This window comes from Pedobacter sp. MC2016-24, from assembly GCF_015223055.1.
Classification (GTDB): Bacteria; Bacteroidota; Bacteroidia; order Sphingobacteriales; family Sphingobacteriaceae; genus Pedobacter.
The window spans coordinates 258,656-272,952 of the sequence record NZ_JADFBX010000001.1 but is presented as its reverse complement, the minus strand read 5'-3'; the positions used below and the strand labels follow the sequence as shown (position 1 = coordinate 272,952).

Genomic DNA, 14,297 nt, shown 5'->3' with positions numbered 1-14,297 from the left:
CAAACTGGCTGTTAAGGTATTTGCCTTTTCAGCCAGTTTACCAATTCTACAGCGCCATTGTAATTTTCATATTCTTTCGGAATCCTGGTTCCATCTACATACTCATTGTATAACCATGGATCCCCAACAGCGAAAACTGTTCCTTTACCATATTTTGCAGTGGCCATAATCACATCGTTTTGCTCAGTGATCAGCGCTTTTGCAGGTGACTTTACGGAAAGGACAGAAATTTCTTTCAGATAAAATATTTTTGAAGTCGGGAATACGTCATTTCCTGCAGGTATATGTACTTCCCCAATTTGAAGTTTTCCATCTTTTACCATATTCCTGCTTTTGTTGGTAAAGTTGATGCCAAATTTCTTCATCAGCTCATTGAGTTGTACCAGATTGGTGTTTGTACTGTCATTGGCAAAAATAACAAGTACTCCACCAGCTTTAACCCAGTTCGTAATGGCTTTAATATGCTCCGGGTTGATCAGATTTGGTGTGGGACTTTCTTTGGTATTGTCGGGGTCAACAATGATATAAACATCATTTCCTTTCAAATTTGCCTCGGTAGGCGCCGCGTCTAAGCTTTTGGTTTGAAAACCTGCCTTCTTAAAAATATCTCCCAGCATGGAAAAACCGTTTAAGGTCTGATCTTCCCAGGTATAATGAAATCTGATCTCGTTTCCAGATTTATCTTTCTTTACTTCATGATTAAAATGATAATCAAGTAAAACCGTCTTTTCCTGTGCCAGCGACATGGAAAAACTTCCAGCCCAGCACACCGCGCTCAAAATAACGCCCCTCGATATTGAATGTTTGAATAGCATAGCTAAATTTATATAATAATTTTGCTTTCCGGTGTGCACATCCTATAAATGTTACCAACGATAACGTTTGCGTAAATAATTTCAGGTCAAGATTGTTTTTACTTATGATAATTATGTAGAATTGCCTTTCGGGTAAATTACATATATTTATGGCCTGAGTGGGTTTCGTCCCATAAGCACAACGAGTAAACATAGTAATACACAAATTAAAATAAACCAGATATAATGAACCAACAAAAAATTGGAAAGTACAGGTGGACCATATGCGCCATGTTATTTTTTGCAACCACAATCAATTATATGGACCGACAAGTGCTTTCGCTAACCTGGAAGGAATTTATCGCTCCGGAGTTTCACTGGACAAATAATGATTATGGCAACATTACAGCACTATTTTCTATTTTTTATGCGGTATCCATGCTTTTTGCTGGTCGCCTTGTTGATCGTCTGGATACAAAAAAAGGCTTTTTATGGGCAATTGGCGTATGGTCAATTGGCGCTGTAATCCATGCATTTTGTGGAATCGCCACAGCTGGTATTCTTACAGGCAATTGGTTTGTAGGATTTGAGGGTGCAAAAGAGGTCATCGCCACGGTGAGTAACACAGGTATGATCATCAATGTGAGTGTTACCTTATTCATTTTTGCCCGTTTTGTATTGGCAGTGGGTGAAGCCGGGAACTTTCCGGCTGCAATTAAAGCTACTGCCGAATATTTCCCTAAAAAAGACCGGGCCTTTTCTACAAGTATCTTTAATGCAGGTGCTACTGTAGGCGCATTAGCTGCGCCGATCACCATTCCTTTTATCGCAGAAGCTTATGGTTGGGAGATGTCATTTATCATTATCGGAGCATTGGGTTTTGTATGGATGGGATTTTGGGTATTTATGTATAAAAAACCTGAATTACATCCTAAGGTAAATGCAGCTGAGCTGGCTTACATACAGCAAGATATTATCGCAGACCGGAAACTGGTTGACTATGTGGAAGAGTCTACTACTAAAGTGTCTTTCACGGATTGCTTTAAGTACAAACAAACCTGGGCATTTGCTTTGGGTAAATTTATGACCGACGGCGTGTGGTGGTTCTTCCTTTTCTGGACACCGGCATATTTAAGCTCTGTTTATCATATGGATTCGACACAAAGTGCTTTGCCATTATTTGTACTCTATACCATAACCTTACTATCGATTATCGGAGGTTGGTTACCGACTTATTTTGTGGAGAAAAAGGGCATGAATCCTTATGCAGGCCGTATGAAATCCATGTTGATCTTTGCATTTTTTCCACTGCTTGCCTTGGCGGCACAACCTCTGGGCCACATTACCTATTGGATCCCTGTCATCATTATCGGTATAGCCGGTGCAGCTCACCAGGCCTGGTCAGCAAATATTTTTTCTACGGTTGGGGATATGTTTCCTAAAAAGGCAATTGCTACAATTACAGGTATTGGTGGTATGGCCGGAGGTATAGGCTCATTCATTATCAATAAAAGTTCCGGTGTATTATTTGATTATGCAGGCCAGAATCAGATGGTATTTATGGGCTTTAAAGGTGAGGAAGCCGGATATTTCATCATTTTCTCCATTTGCGCCATTTGTTATTTAATCGGCTGGAGTATCATGAAAACTTTGGTGCCTACTTATAAACCGATTACAGACCTTTAATCTAAATTTCAATCAAACTAATATTACCTAAATGTTTTTAAAAGATCAGCTTAATGCGATTTTTGTGGAAGAGAACCATATTCCTCAAGAATTTAAGTTAGCAGAAGAGGTACACCAAAGGGAGTACCTGAGCAATGGAGAAATGCGGCCCTGGAATGGGGAGGTGCATGAAGTATTATCGCCTATTTGCATACGGACCGAGAACGGTTTAAAACGAAAGGTCATCGGAACTTATCCATTGTGCAGTGAAAAGGAGGCTAGTGAAGCACTTGATGCAGCAGTAGCAGCGTACAACAATGGGCGAGGAGAATGGCCAACGATGAGTGTTGCCGATCGAATCCAATGTGTAGAGCGTTTTACGCACAAAATCATTGAAAAGAAGGCAACTGTTGTTAAATTGCTGATGTGGGAGATCGGTAAATCTTATGCCGATTCTGTTAAAGAATTTGATCGCACTGTCGAATACATTTATGCGACAATTGATGCTTTAAAAGATCTGGACAGACAGTCATCGAAATTCAGTATAGAACAGGGAATCGTCGCACAAATCAGACGATCTCCACTTGGAGTTGTACTTTGCATGGGCCCATTTAATTACCCATTAAATGAGACGTTTACGACTTTGATTCCTGCCCTGATTATGGGCAATACTTTGTTATTCAAACCGCCAAAGCATGGTACCTTATTGCATTATCCTTTGCTGGAAGCTTTTAGAGATTGTTTTCCTAAAGGGGTTGTGAATACGATTTACGGACGTGGAAATAAAATCATTCCGGATCTGATGAAATCCGGGCAGATTAATGTACTTACCTTAATCGGCTCAAGTAAAGTTGCGAACGAACTTAAAAAGTTACACCCAAAGGTGAACCGGTTAAGAGCAATACTTGGGTTGGACGCTAAAAATGCGGCGATCATTACGGCAAAAGCAGATTTGAAGCTTGCGGTGCAGGAAACGGTACTCGGTTCTTTGTCTTTTAACGGACAAAGATGTACCGCATTAAAAATTATTTTCATTCATCGTAGTCTGGCTGATGTATTTTTAAAAGACTTATCAGAAGCCGTTGCTAAGCTTAAGTTCGGTATGCCATGGGAAGAAGGAGTAGCGTTAACACCGCTACCGGAACCTCAAAAGCCTGCGTATTTAAAAGCTTGTATTGACGATGCCCTGGCCTTGGGTGCAAAAGTAATCAATGACAATGGGGGTGAAACCTGCGAGTCATTTGTTTATCCTGCAATTGTCTACCCCGTAAACAAAAACATGAAGCTGTATGAAGAAGAGCAATTTGGCCCTGTAATCCCGGTTGTTCCTTTTGATGACCTGGAAGAGACCATTCAATACCTGATTGATTCTACACATGGGCAGCAGGTGAGTATCTTTAGTAATGATGATGAGGAGATTGCGAAACTGATTGATCCATTGGTGAACCAGGTGAGCCGGGTTAACATCAACTGTCAATGTCAACGCGGACCAGATGTTTTTCCGTTCACAGGAAGAAAGGATAGTGCAGAGGGAACGCTGTCAGTTGTAGATGCGTTGCGCTCGTTTTCCATCCGATCTTTAGTTGCAACAAAGCTGAACGACAACAATAAACACTTAATTAATGAAATTGTTGATAGCAATAGCTCTAACTTTTTAAGTACTAAGTATTTATTTTAATCTAATTCATTGCTAAAATGTTCTTCCATCGTTCTGTTCATCAGATCTGATGGAAGAACATTTTTTTTGTCTGATTTCCACGCTCAAAAATCTTATCTTGCTGATAGTGATCATTCAGATCGACAATTAAATCTATGAAAAGGTTTTTGATGTTTTTGCTTCTTTTTACCGGACTAAAGGCTTCTGCCATCACCATTGATTCGCTGACTTACAAACAGTTCGGTCAGATTATGCTCTATCATCCGGAAGGGGTGCCAACCTCGGTTGCTCTATTTGTATCGGGAGATGGCGGCTGGAATCGTAGTGTACTCAATATGGCAAAAGATATTGCCGGCCAGGGGGCGCTGGTATTGGGAATTGATGCCAGACATTATGGCTATTCACTTTCCAAAAAGTCTGGCGCTTGTCTTTACCCCGCTGCAGATTTTGAAGAATTAAGCTTGTTTATTCAAAAGAAATATAAGTTTTCTAATTATTTTAAACCAGTATTAATCGGCTACTCTTATGGAGCTGTACTTGTGTACGGGATTCTGGCCCAAGCACCCGCAAATACTTTTAAAGGGGCAATTGCACTTGGTTTCTCACCTGATATCAATTTAAAAAAGCCTTTGTGTAAGGGCGCGGGATTGACTCAGCACATGCTAAAAAAAGACATTTCTTACTACCTCGAAAAAACCACTAAACTTACGGCACCTTTTATAGTATTAAACGGCAGCAAAGATCTAACTTGCCCTTATGCTGCAACTGCAGCCTATCTAAAAGGCATGCCCATGGCTGAGCTGATCAGGTTGGAGAATGTAGGCCATGGATTTTCAACCCAAAACAACTGGCTGCCTAAATTTAACGCGGCGTATCGAAAAATTACAGGTACATCATCATTTGTAACGCAAAAGATGGTCAGTAATATGCCAGTAACAGTAGTTCAGTCTGCCGCTGTAAATAATTTACCACTCCTGTTTATGATTTCTGGTGACGGTGGCTGGACCAGTTTTGATCAGTCGTTGGCCACTGCACTGGCTTCCAATGGACTTACCGTTATCGGACTCGACGCGCAAAAGTATTTTTGGAACGCAAGAACACCAAATGCGACCACAACGGATGTGCTTAAGGTTATACAGCAATACAGCATGCAATTTGCCAAACAAAAATTCGTGTTAGCAGGCTATTCTTTTGGCGCATCCGTTGTTCCATTTATTGCAAGCAGAATTCCGGAAAAGTTAAAATCCAACTTGGCAGGTGTCATATCACTGTCGCCAGATGAATTCGCCGATTTTGAAATCCATATCGCAGATATGCTTGATCTCGGCGGGGAAGATGAGCAGTATAATGTAATTGCAGAGCTGAAAAAGGATAACCCCGAACGTCCCATTTGTTTTTTTGGCGTTGAGGAGGATGCTGATATCCGGAATAAGTTTATAGCCAATGGAATAAAGGTTAAAACACTGGCGGGAAGCCATCACTACAATGAAGATTATACAGGCATCTCTAAAGCGATATTGTTAGCAATAACCGATAGGAATAAAAACTAGAGCTGTTCATTATTCACTTCGGTCTTTATCGCCAGGTAACCTTTCAACAAGGCAATCTGGTTTTTAGCCCGGTTGATGTTGTGATCTGGATACTTTGCTCCGTAGTAAATATCTTTTTGAAGGAAATCTGTTAGAAATCTGATGGCTTGCATGTAAATGATAAACTCGCCCGAATAATTGAAATATTCTTTTTCAGCTTCGGAAAGCACCGAATCCATTTCCTCCATATATCCCTGGCGGATGGCATCAAAGAAGTCTTTCCTAACGCTAACCTTACTGAGATCCGTTTCTTCTTCACTTGCCGCACTCAGGTATGTCCGCATCATATCTCCAACGTCGCTGATGAAATAACCAGGCATTACCGTATCCAGGTCAATCACACACAAACCCTCTTGATTGGCATCAAACAAAATATTACTGATCTTGGTGTCATGGTGAATCACACGCAAATGGATGTTGGGATCCTTAACCAGTTGTTTATAGGTTTCTACAATATCCCGATGCGCTGTGATGAAATCAATACTCTCCCGAGCAGCTTGCAGTCGCTCAGGCTCAGCCTGCGCACAGGCATACTCAAACTGCGTATACCTAAGGGCAAGATTGTGAAAATCGGGAATGGTTATATTCAATTTACTCGCCTCAAAATCAGCTAAAAGTCTGCTGAACTTTCCAAATTGCTTTGCAGCTTCGTATGCCTCTTCTTTTTTGGTAACGACATTTACAGCAGCCGAGCCTTCTATGAAAGGAAACAACCTGAAATATCCGGAAGCATCATGGATCAATGATAATCCCGATGATGAACGAACTGGTGCAACGAATAAATAATCAGGATGATACTTGCTCAGGAATTGTTTCAGCAATAATAAATTCTCATCAATTTCTTCCGGTGTTTTAAACACATCGCTATTTACTTTTTGCAAAATAAAATTGGCCCCCGCAGTTGCTATTTTCCAGGTGTGGTTGATCAGTCCATCGCCAAAAGGCTGAATTGAACTACTTTGTTGGTTGATACCATAAAGGGCTAAGATATGATCGAACATAGTTTTGTTTCTTGGTTATATTCAAACATATCAAAATAAGTGTTCAAATGCATTAAACTTTATTGTGCAAACGTTTGCGCAGCATTAGTCCGTTTTGTTGATTACCAACTGGGAAGCAATTACAATGTTAAAGTAAGCATGTTCAACCGTATCGTTGTTTGGTCGGTTGATGAGATCAATTAGAATTTCTGCTGCTTTTTTCCCTTGTTTGTAAGGAAACTGCTCAACCGATGCAATGGGTGAATAATTGGTATAATGGATGATTGGCAGGTTTGCATAGCTTACAAAATCGAGATCATGCAGTTGGAGTGAGGCCGCATATTTCATCGCAAACAAAGCCACATAATCATTAAAAGTCACAATGGCTGTGGGCTTTCTTTTGTGATTGAGCATGGTATCCATGGCATGAATCGTTCCCTGTTCTGATAAATCACAACTGGTAACCAGAGAAGGGTCAAACTTCAATCTGTTCGCAGTTAAGGCCCTGATATAACCTTCTTTTCGTTCATTACTGGCCACCAAGGTTGTCGGCCCATTGATCATTCCAATGGCACGATGCCCTTTTTTCAACAGAAAATTCACGGCTTCGTAAGTTCCTGTTTCCAAATTCGAGGCTACGTAATGGATGTCCTTAACCGGAGGTATTCTGTCGAAGAAAACAACAGGAATATTCAATTTTCTGAATACCTCAAAATGTTCGTAGGTACTTGTTGTTTTCGAAACGGATACCAGTAAGCCATCTACTCTTTGCGTTTTCATCTTTTCCACCAGCAATTTTTCACGTTCTGCATCATCGTGCGACTGTGCCAGAAGAACAGTATAGTTTTTTTTGTATGCCAGATCTTCTATTCCCGTAATTGCTGCCGAGAAAAAAGATTCAGAAAGTTCAGGTAGTATGACACCAATGACAAATGATTTACCGTTGAGGAACTGTATGGCCCTTTGATTCGGTTCATAATTAAGTTCATCCGCAAGTTTTCTCACTTTTGCCTTAGTAGCCGCACCAATACTGGAATGGTCATTTAAAGCACGTGAAACAGTTGACACCGAAATCTGTAAGATTTTGGCCAGTTCTTTTATGGTGGTTGGTTTATCAGACATTTCAGCCAAATATTGGAATAAAAAATAAGAAGCTTAAATTATTTTGATAAAAGCGCTGGTTTGCATTGCAATTACACGACAATGTACGTAAAATTACACAAACGTTTGTTTTTACCGATTTGGCACAACTACGGCATTGTGAATAAGAATTCATCAACCGGGGCGCTGCTATTTCATGACAATGATCAATGAGTTGGCCACACAGCCTATTGGTTAGTGATTTTTTTCCATATCAAACGTTTGCGTGTTTTTTGTACTGCTAAATTTACCGGCTTAGCCCATTAGTTGCATAACTTGGATTAAGATTTAAACAAACATATAAGTGGATTAATTACCCGCTCAATAGCATAACCAACTAAACAATATGAACAGAAGAGACTTTGTTAGAAATAGTGGTATAACAGCCGCTGCTGCAACAATTTTACCAAGTAGCTCGATATTTGCGAGCGAAAAAGTAGAGAAAGTTAAAATTGCCATGATTGGCGTAGGATTACGTGGACAAAACCATTTGAGCTTATTGCTGAAAAGAGATGACGTAGATTTAGTTGCGATTTGTGACATTGACGATCGGATGCTGACCATGTCAAAATCAATGATCGCAAAAAGTGGTAAACCAATGCCTAAGATATTTACCGGAGATGATCAGGCCTGGAAGAAATTACTTGAAATGAAAGGGTTACAGGCTATTGTGATCTCGACACCTTGGGAATGGCATAAAGAAATGATTATTGGCTCTTTACAGGCGGGACTCAAATATGTGGCAACAGAAGTCATACTGGGAATTACTTTGCAAGATCATTGGGATGTAGTTCAGGCGGCTGAGCGTTACAATGCCCACGTAATGATGCTCGAGAATGTATGCTATAGAAGAGATGTAATGGCTGCACTCAATATGGTAAGACAAGGTGTATTTGGCGAAATTGTACATTTACAGGGAGGCTATCAACACGATTTGAGAGAGGTTAAATTTAATGACGGTGTCAAAGCATACGGTGGTGGGGTGGAGTTTAACGAAAAAGGATTTTCTGAAGCCAGGTGGCGTACCAATCATTCGGTACACAGAAATGGTGATTTATATCCAACACACGGGATCGGTCCTGTTGCCAATTGCATCAACATCAATAGAGGAAACAAATTTTTAAAACTGAATTCATTTGCTACAAAATCACGTGGCTTACACAATTACATTGTAAATAACAGCAGTGAGAGCCACCCGAATGCGAAAGTTAACTTCCGCCTTGGTGATATCGTGACCACAACAATTGATTGTGCAAATGGTGAGACGATCATATTGCAACACGATACAAATTTACCACGTCCTTATTCTTTGGGCTTTAGGGTACAAGGTACCAAAGGACTTTGGATGGATGTTAACCGTAGCGTTTACGTAGAAGGCGTGAGCAAACCACACCAATGGGATGATCAGAAAGCATGGTTAGATAAGTATGATCATCCATTGTGGAAAAAATATGGTGATGACGCCCAGGGGGCAGGTCATGGTGGAATGGACTTTTTTGTGATTCATGCCTTCGTTGAAGCCTGTAAGCGGGGAGCACCAACTCCATTGGATGTCTATGATGCAGCAGCCTGGAGCGCAATTACGCCATTAAGTGAGCAGTCTATTGAAATGGGAAATGAGACCGTTGACTTTCCGGATTTTACCAGCGGAAAATGGATGAGCCGAAAACCGATTTTTGCGCTAAACGACGATTATTAGAAAAGTAATTTAAGGCACCTTTAAAATGGGATGAAGCAGGTGCCTTAAATTATTTTAACATGTCTGTAAAAAAATAGATATTGTTAACATTAACTTAACATAGGTTATGCATCTTTGCATATGTTTATTAATATACTTGCGCTAACCTTTGTGCTGTTTGCTTTCATTGCAGCCTTCAAAATGGATTCATTTTTGCAGGGTTTTTTATTTATTGTAGCCATATGCGCTGTTTGTGGTATGTTCTACTTGTTCATCTCATTTCCTGGAATTTCAGGTCTGGCTGTGGCAATTATGCTGGCCTCTTTTATATTCAGGCAAAGTAAAAAGTAATCGCTTAACTTTTCCATTTATCCATATCGGGCTCACCTGATAATATTTTAATTACAAATAAAATATTTGTTGGTTTTTCATGTTTTTTGTGCAATAATATTTAGTGTTTCATAAAATATTTGTTAGTTTTACTTTGTGTAAATTCATTAAGGAAATATATAAATCATGAAAACTCTAGGTGAAAAATTTAGAATTCTACGCCAAAAAAAGGGTGTCAACCAAAAAATTATGGCAGACCTCCTGGAAATTTCTATTCCCGCGTATTCAAAATTGGAGACAGGCATAACTGATCCGAATTTTAGTAGAATTGAGCAGATTGCCCAAACTCATGGCTTGTCAATCCGGCAATTATTCGATGTAGGGGAGGAAGGCTTAACTGAAGAACAACAGACTATATTGACATTGAAGAGTAAAGTAAGTGAATTGGAAAACTCCGTAATCAGGCTTCAGACAAAACTAATTGATCTTTACGATAAAGCTGATCGGAGCAATTCTACCAGCTCATGAATAAAAAAAACGCCTGTTGAATTCAACAGGCGTTTTTTTATTCAAACTTAGGGTTATTTCTTTTTTACGAGTGATATCAACAGTTCACAACGTTCAGTTAACCAACTGTAATCTTTGGCGTTTTCAGGTTGCTGAAACAACTTAGACCCAAATCCAAGAGAAGTAACTCCCGCATTCAGCCAGGTGTCTATATTTTCTTTATTGACATCTACGCCACCTGTTGGCATAAATTTAAGATTAGGGAACAAGGGTTTGATTGCTTTTAAAAAGCCTGGACCTAAAGTATCTCCCGGAAAAAGTTTTACCAGTTCAGCACCTAACTCCTCAGCCAGGTTAATTTCAGTTGGCGTCATACAACCAGGAATCCAAAAAACCTGCTTGGCTTTGGTGATGGATGCTAAATCTGCTCTTACAATAGGGCTTACAATGAAGTCGGCACCCAGGTTGATGTATGCTTCTGCTTGTGCTACCGTTTTAATTGTACCTATACCTAGTTTAAGTTCCGGCAAATGTTCGTTTCTATAGTCAATTAAAACTTTAAAATTTGCAGGTGCTTTTTCTCCTCTGTTTGTAAATTCAAATACACGAATACCACCGGCATAACTTGCCTTTAATACTTCCAGACAGGTATCTGCATCGTCGTGGTAATAAACTGGTATAACCGGGTAATCCTGAATTACTTTTAAAGGGTGGGTTGCTGTAGTCATGTATAAATCGTTATTTGAATAGATTAAAATTAAATGGAATGGGTATTGTTAAATGGTACCATCACCAAAGTCGCCTTTGACAAACAACTTTTGATATCCGGATGAAGTCGCTTTATTAATAATTTCCTGTCCTTCGGTCGTGCTGGTCAATCCGTAGATCAGGCCTGCCATAAAAGCATCACCGCTACCGATGCGGTCTACTACATCATTGGTTTCCAGAATAGGGGAACAAAAGCTTGCCTCAGGCGTATGATAGGTTCCATAAAATAAATTATGATTTGGATTGTCCATAAAGCGGAAGGTGTAAGCTACATGCTTGCATTGAGGGAAATTCTTAAACACTTCTTTAGCAGATGCATCCGCATGTTTACAGTATTCATCAGATGTCGTCTGACGGTCCAGATGTTCTGCCACCGGAATGCCCAGCATTTTATTTACAGCCCAGATATTGCCCATAATCACATCGCAATACTGAACCAGCTCTGGCATCACCTCGATCGGTTGCTTACCATAGTCCCACAATCTACTGCGGTAGTTGAGGTCTATTGAAATTTTCAATCCGTTTTTTCTTGCAGCAAGCAAGGCTTCCTTACATACAGCAGCCATTCCTTCGTTTAGTGCAGGGGTAAGCGCTGTCCAATGAAACCAGGTATGGCCTTCCATCACCTTATCCCAATCAATAACACCAGGCTTAAGGTCGCTAAAGGAAGAATATTTTCGGTCATACACAACTTCACCGCTGGTTAATCCATTGGCAGAAAGTAAAAAATAAAGCCCCATTCTGCTGCCTTGCAACACAGATTTACTTGTGTCAACACCCAGATTTTGTAAAGACTCCAGTGCATTTGCAGCCAAAGCATTATCCGGTACACAACTTAAATAAGCACAGGGGATATTCCACTGGCCCAAAGATGCGGAAACATTTGCTTCAGAACCACCAGGAAATAGGGAAACAGTATGGTTTTTAGAAATAAACTGATCTTCGGCAGAACTGAATCTTAACAACAATTCTCCAAACACCAATACATTCTCTTGATTTAACATAGTCTTTTTTTAAATTTCAGTTTACAATAATACACGTTCTGCGCATTAAATTGAAGTAAAGTATTTTATTTAAATAACGCAAACGATTTCGTAAATATTTAGCCGGAATAATACATTTTCAATGGTAAATTTCAGTAACATTGATCAAATTAATTAACCTGTATAAATATAACGTATGAGAGGCAAAGATCTGTTTTCACTAGAAAACAAGGTAATTGTAATTACCGGGGCAACTGGGATATTGGGCGAATCATTTTCACTTGCAGTGGCAGCGGCTGGAGCCAAAGTAGCCATTTTAGGCAGAAATGAAGAGCGCGCCCATGCACGCGTAAAGGCCATAGAAGCAATAGGAGGTGAAGCGATTGCGGTAATTACAGATGTTCTGAACGAAGAATCACTCATTGCAGCCAAGAATCAAATTCTTGCCACCTGGGGAACAATCGATGGTTTGGTCAATGCAGCCGGTGGTAACATACCTGGTGCAACCGTTTCGCCCGATCAAAACCTATTTGACATTAAAGTTTCGGATACACAACAAGCAGTTGAGCTGAATTTGTTTGGTACAGTTTACCCAACGCATGTTTTTGGACGTGTCATAGCCGAGAAAGGCAAAGGGTCAATAGTAAACATCTCTTCATTAGCAGCAAAACGTCCTTTTACCAGAGTTTTGGGATATACCATGGGTAAGCATGCAATTGATGGCTATACGAAATGGATGGCCATTGAACTCGCTCAGCGCTATGGAGATAAAGTGCGGATCAATGCCGTGGCTCCAGGAGTTTTCCTGACAGAACAAAATAGGACATTGCTTACAAATCCGGATGGCACCTATACCGACCGGGCACAGAGAATTGTAAATAATACACCATATGCGCGTTTAGGTGATCCTGAGGAATTAAATGGCACCTTAATCTATCTTTTAAGCGATGCCTCGGCATTTGTAAATGGGGAGACAATTATGGTTGATGGTGGTTTTAATGCCTATAGTGGCGTTTAATTTGATTGGAATATGAATACGACAAAACATAAATTATTACAAACCTGGCGTTGGTACGGACCAATTGATCCGGTAAGCCTGCAGGATGTTAAACAAGCTGGCGCAACTGGTATTGTGAGCGCATTGCATCATATTGCTCATGGAGAAGTATGGCCACTGGAAGATATTAAGGAAAGAAAAGCGATCATAGAAGCTGCAGGTTTAACCTGGTCAGTCGTAGAAAGCGTTCCGGTTCACGAATCTATCAAAACACGCAGGCCCGATGCAGCGAAATACATAGAGAATTACAAAACGAGTTTAAGAAATCTGGCGGCTTGCGGTATTCAGACTGTATGCTATAATTTTATGCCGGTATTGGATTGGACACGTACGCAATTGGATCTGGTTATGACCGACGGTTCTAAAGCATTATACTTCAACTGGTCGGACCTGGCTATTTTTGATCTTTTCATTTTAAAACGTGAGGGGGCAGAAAATGATTATCAACCTGAAATTGTAGCCAAAGCTAAAGAGAAGTTCAAATCTTTAAGTCAATCAGAACTTGACGAACTCCGGGTGAACGTGTTGATGGGCATACCAAATGAAAAAGAGATTGAATTGTCTGCGTTGCAAAAAAGTATTGACGAATACAAAGTTATCGGCACTGCAGGTTTAAAAGAGAACTTAACCTGGTTTTTAAATGAAATTGCTGAGACCTGTGAAGATACGGGAATTAAGATGACCATTCACCCGGATGATCCACCTTATCCAATTTTAGGATTACCTAGAATTGCGAGCACAAAGGCAGATTTTGAGTACATCCTGTCAAGCGTTGATAAGCCATTTAACGGGGTTTGCTATTGCACAGGTTCTCTGGGAGCAGGTGTAACCAATAACCTGCCTGAAATATTTGAAGCGGTTAAAGCGCGTGTATATTTCCTGCATTTGAGAAATGTAACCAAGGACGAGGAAGGCAACTTCTATGAAGCTGACCATTTAGGTGGCGATGTGAATATGTACGAGATTATGAAATTGGTTACAGCAGAAAATGCGCTTAGGGCCGAACCGATCCCTTTCAGACCAGATCATGGCCATCAGATGTTAGATGATTTAAATAAAGTAACGAATCCTGGATATTCTGCTATCGGACGTTTAAGAGGGTTAGCCGAATTGCGTGGATTAGAGTTAGGAGTGACTGGTAATTATTAA

13 protein-coding genes are annotated in these 14,297 nt (G+C 40.2%); 8 read left to right on the top strand and 5 right to left on the bottom strand.

Annotation, left to right across the window (positions count from 1 at the left end):
• Positions 1 to 11: 11 nt before the first annotated feature.
• Positions 12 to 815 carry a DUF4350 domain-containing protein gene (locus IM797_RS01320; protein ID WP_194125287.1) on the bottom strand — a complete coding sequence of 268 codons (804 nt, stop codon included), beginning with the start codon at positions 813 to 815 and terminating at the stop codon, positions 12 to 14.
• 225 nt (positions 816 to 1,040) lie between these two features.
• On the opposite strand from IM797_RS01320, the gene IM797_RS01315 reads away from it, so the two are divergent.
• From IM797_RS01315 to IM797_RS01305, 3 genes are all read left to right on the top strand, one after another.
• Positions 1,041 to 2,480 (top strand): MFS transporter, encoded by a 1,440-nt coding sequence (locus IM797_RS01315; protein ID WP_194125286.1) that lies wholly within the window; start codon positions 1,041 to 1,043, stop codon positions 2,478 to 2,480.
• Positions 2,481 to 2,511: 31 nt separating this feature from the next.
• Positions 2,512 to 4,137, top strand: coding sequence for an NADP-dependent glyceraldehyde-3-phosphate dehydrogenase (locus IM797_RS01310; RefSeq protein ID WP_194125285.1), 1,626 nt, complete (start codon positions 2,512 to 2,514; stop codon positions 4,135 to 4,137).
• Between the two features lie 134 nt (positions 4,138 to 4,271).
• Positions 4,272 to 5,666, top strand: a complete 1,395-nt coding sequence (locus IM797_RS01305; RefSeq protein ID WP_194125284.1) for an AcvB/VirJ family lysyl-phosphatidylglycerol hydrolase — start codon at positions 4,272 to 4,274, stop codon at positions 5,664 to 5,666.
• On the opposite strand, the gene IM797_RS01300 is transcribed toward IM797_RS01305, so the two are convergent.
• Complete coding sequence (locus IM797_RS01300) at positions 5,663 to 6,706, bottom strand: phosphotransferase enzyme family protein (protein ID WP_194125283.1); 1,044 nt, start codon at positions 6,704 to 6,706, stop codon at positions 5,663 to 5,665. The genes IM797_RS01305 and IM797_RS01300 overlap by 4 nt on opposite strands.
• 84 nt (positions 6,707 to 6,790) lie before the next feature.
• A complete protein-coding gene (locus IM797_RS01295) occupies positions 6,791 to 7,807 on the bottom strand; it encodes a LacI family DNA-binding transcriptional regulator (protein ID WP_194125282.1) in 1,017 nt (338 codons plus the stop codon).
• Between the two features lie 364 nt (positions 7,808 to 8,171).
• On the opposite strand from IM797_RS01295, the gene IM797_RS01290 reads away from it, so the two are divergent.
• The 3 genes from IM797_RS01290 (at position 8,172) to IM797_RS01280 (ending at position 10,361) form a co-directional block, all read left to right on the top strand.
• Positions 8,172 to 9,524: a Gfo/Idh/MocA family protein gene (locus IM797_RS01290; RefSeq protein WP_194125281.1), complete on the top strand. Its 1,353-nt coding sequence runs from the start codon at positions 8,172 to 8,174 to the stop codon at positions 9,522 to 9,524.
• A 120-nt stretch (positions 9,525 to 9,644) separates the two neighbouring features.
• Complete coding sequence (locus IM797_RS01285; protein WP_194125280.1) at positions 9,645 to 9,854, top strand: hypothetical protein; 210 nt, start codon at positions 9,645 to 9,647, stop codon at positions 9,852 to 9,854.
• Between the two features lie 165 nt (positions 9,855 to 10,019).
• Positions 10,020 to 10,361, top strand: coding sequence for a helix-turn-helix domain-containing protein (locus IM797_RS01280; protein WP_194125279.1), 342 nt, complete (start codon positions 10,020 to 10,022; stop codon positions 10,359 to 10,361).
• Positions 10,362 to 10,414: 53 nt separating this feature from the next.
• On the opposite strand, the gene IM797_RS01275 is transcribed toward IM797_RS01280, so the two are convergent.
• Both IM797_RS01275 and IM797_RS01270 read right to left on the bottom strand, forming a co-directional pair.
• Positions 10,415 to 11,068, bottom strand: coding sequence for a bifunctional 4-hydroxy-2-oxoglutarate aldolase/2-dehydro-3-deoxy-phosphogluconate aldolase (locus IM797_RS01275; RefSeq protein WP_194125278.1), 654 nt, complete (start codon positions 11,066 to 11,068; stop codon positions 10,415 to 10,417).
• 48 nt (positions 11,069 to 11,116) lie between these two features.
• Positions 11,117 to 12,112, bottom strand: a complete 996-nt coding sequence (locus IM797_RS01270; protein ID WP_194125277.1) for a sugar kinase — start codon at positions 12,110 to 12,112, stop codon at positions 11,117 to 11,119.
• Between the two features lie 175 nt (positions 12,113 to 12,287).
• On the opposite strand from IM797_RS01270, the gene IM797_RS01265 reads away from it, so the two are divergent.
• Positions 12,288 to 13,109 (top strand): SDR family oxidoreductase, encoded by an 822-nt coding sequence (locus IM797_RS01265; protein WP_194125276.1) that lies wholly within the window; start codon positions 12,288 to 12,290, stop codon positions 13,107 to 13,109.
• Positions 13,110 to 13,121: 12 nt separating this feature from the next.
• Entirely contained in the window at positions 13,122 to 14,297 is a 1,176-nt protein-coding gene (gene uxuA, locus IM797_RS01260) for a mannonate dehydratase (RefSeq protein ID WP_194125275.1), read from the top strand.

Excerpts from the sequence above, each read along its gene's own strand:
- IM797_RS01275 (WP_194125278.1), bottom strand. The coding sequence starts at position 11,068 with ATGACTACAGCAACCCACCCTTTAAAAGTAATTCAGGATTACCCGGTT.
- IM797_RS01280 (WP_194125279.1), top strand. The coding sequence starts at position 10,020 with ATGAAAACTCTAGGTGAAAAATTTAGAATTCTACGCCAAAAAAAGGGT.
- IM797_RS01315 (WP_194125286.1), top strand. The coding sequence starts at position 1,041 with ATGAACCAACAAAAAATTGGAAAGTACAGGTGGACCATATGCGCCATG.
- IM797_RS01305 (WP_194125284.1), top strand. The coding sequence starts at position 4,272 with ATGAAAAGGTTTTTGATGTTTTTGCTTCTTTTTACCGGACTAAAGGCT.
- uxuA (WP_194125275.1), top strand. The coding sequence starts at position 13,122 with ATGAATACGACAAAACATAAATTATTACAAACCTGGCGTTGGTACGGA.
- IM797_RS01270 (WP_194125277.1), bottom strand. The coding sequence starts at position 12,112 with ATGTTAAATCAAGAGAATGTATTGGTGTTTGGAGAATTGTTGTTAAGA.
- IM797_RS01295 (WP_194125282.1), bottom strand. The coding sequence starts at position 7,807 with ATGTCTGATAAACCAACCACCATAAAAGAACTGGCCAAAATCTTACAG.
- IM797_RS01310 (WP_194125285.1), top strand. The coding sequence starts at position 2,512 with ATGTTTTTAAAAGATCAGCTTAATGCGATTTTTGTGGAAGAGAACCAT.
- IM797_RS01265 (WP_194125276.1), top strand. The coding sequence starts at position 12,288 with ATGAGAGGCAAAGATCTGTTTTCACTAGAAAACAAGGTAATTGTAATT.
- IM797_RS01320 (WP_194125287.1), bottom strand. The coding sequence starts at position 815 with ATGCTATTCAAACATTCAATATCGAGGGGCGTTATTTTGAGCGCGGTG.
- IM797_RS01300 (WP_194125283.1), bottom strand. The coding sequence starts at position 6,706 with ATGTTCGATCATATCTTAGCCCTTTATGGTATCAACCAACAAAGTAGT.
- IM797_RS01290 (WP_194125281.1), top strand. The coding sequence starts at position 8,172 with ATGAACAGAAGAGACTTTGTTAGAAATAGTGGTATAACAGCCGCTGCT.
- IM797_RS01285 (WP_194125280.1), top strand. The coding sequence starts at position 9,645 with ATGTTTATTAATATACTTGCGCTAACCTTTGTGCTGTTTGCTTTCATT.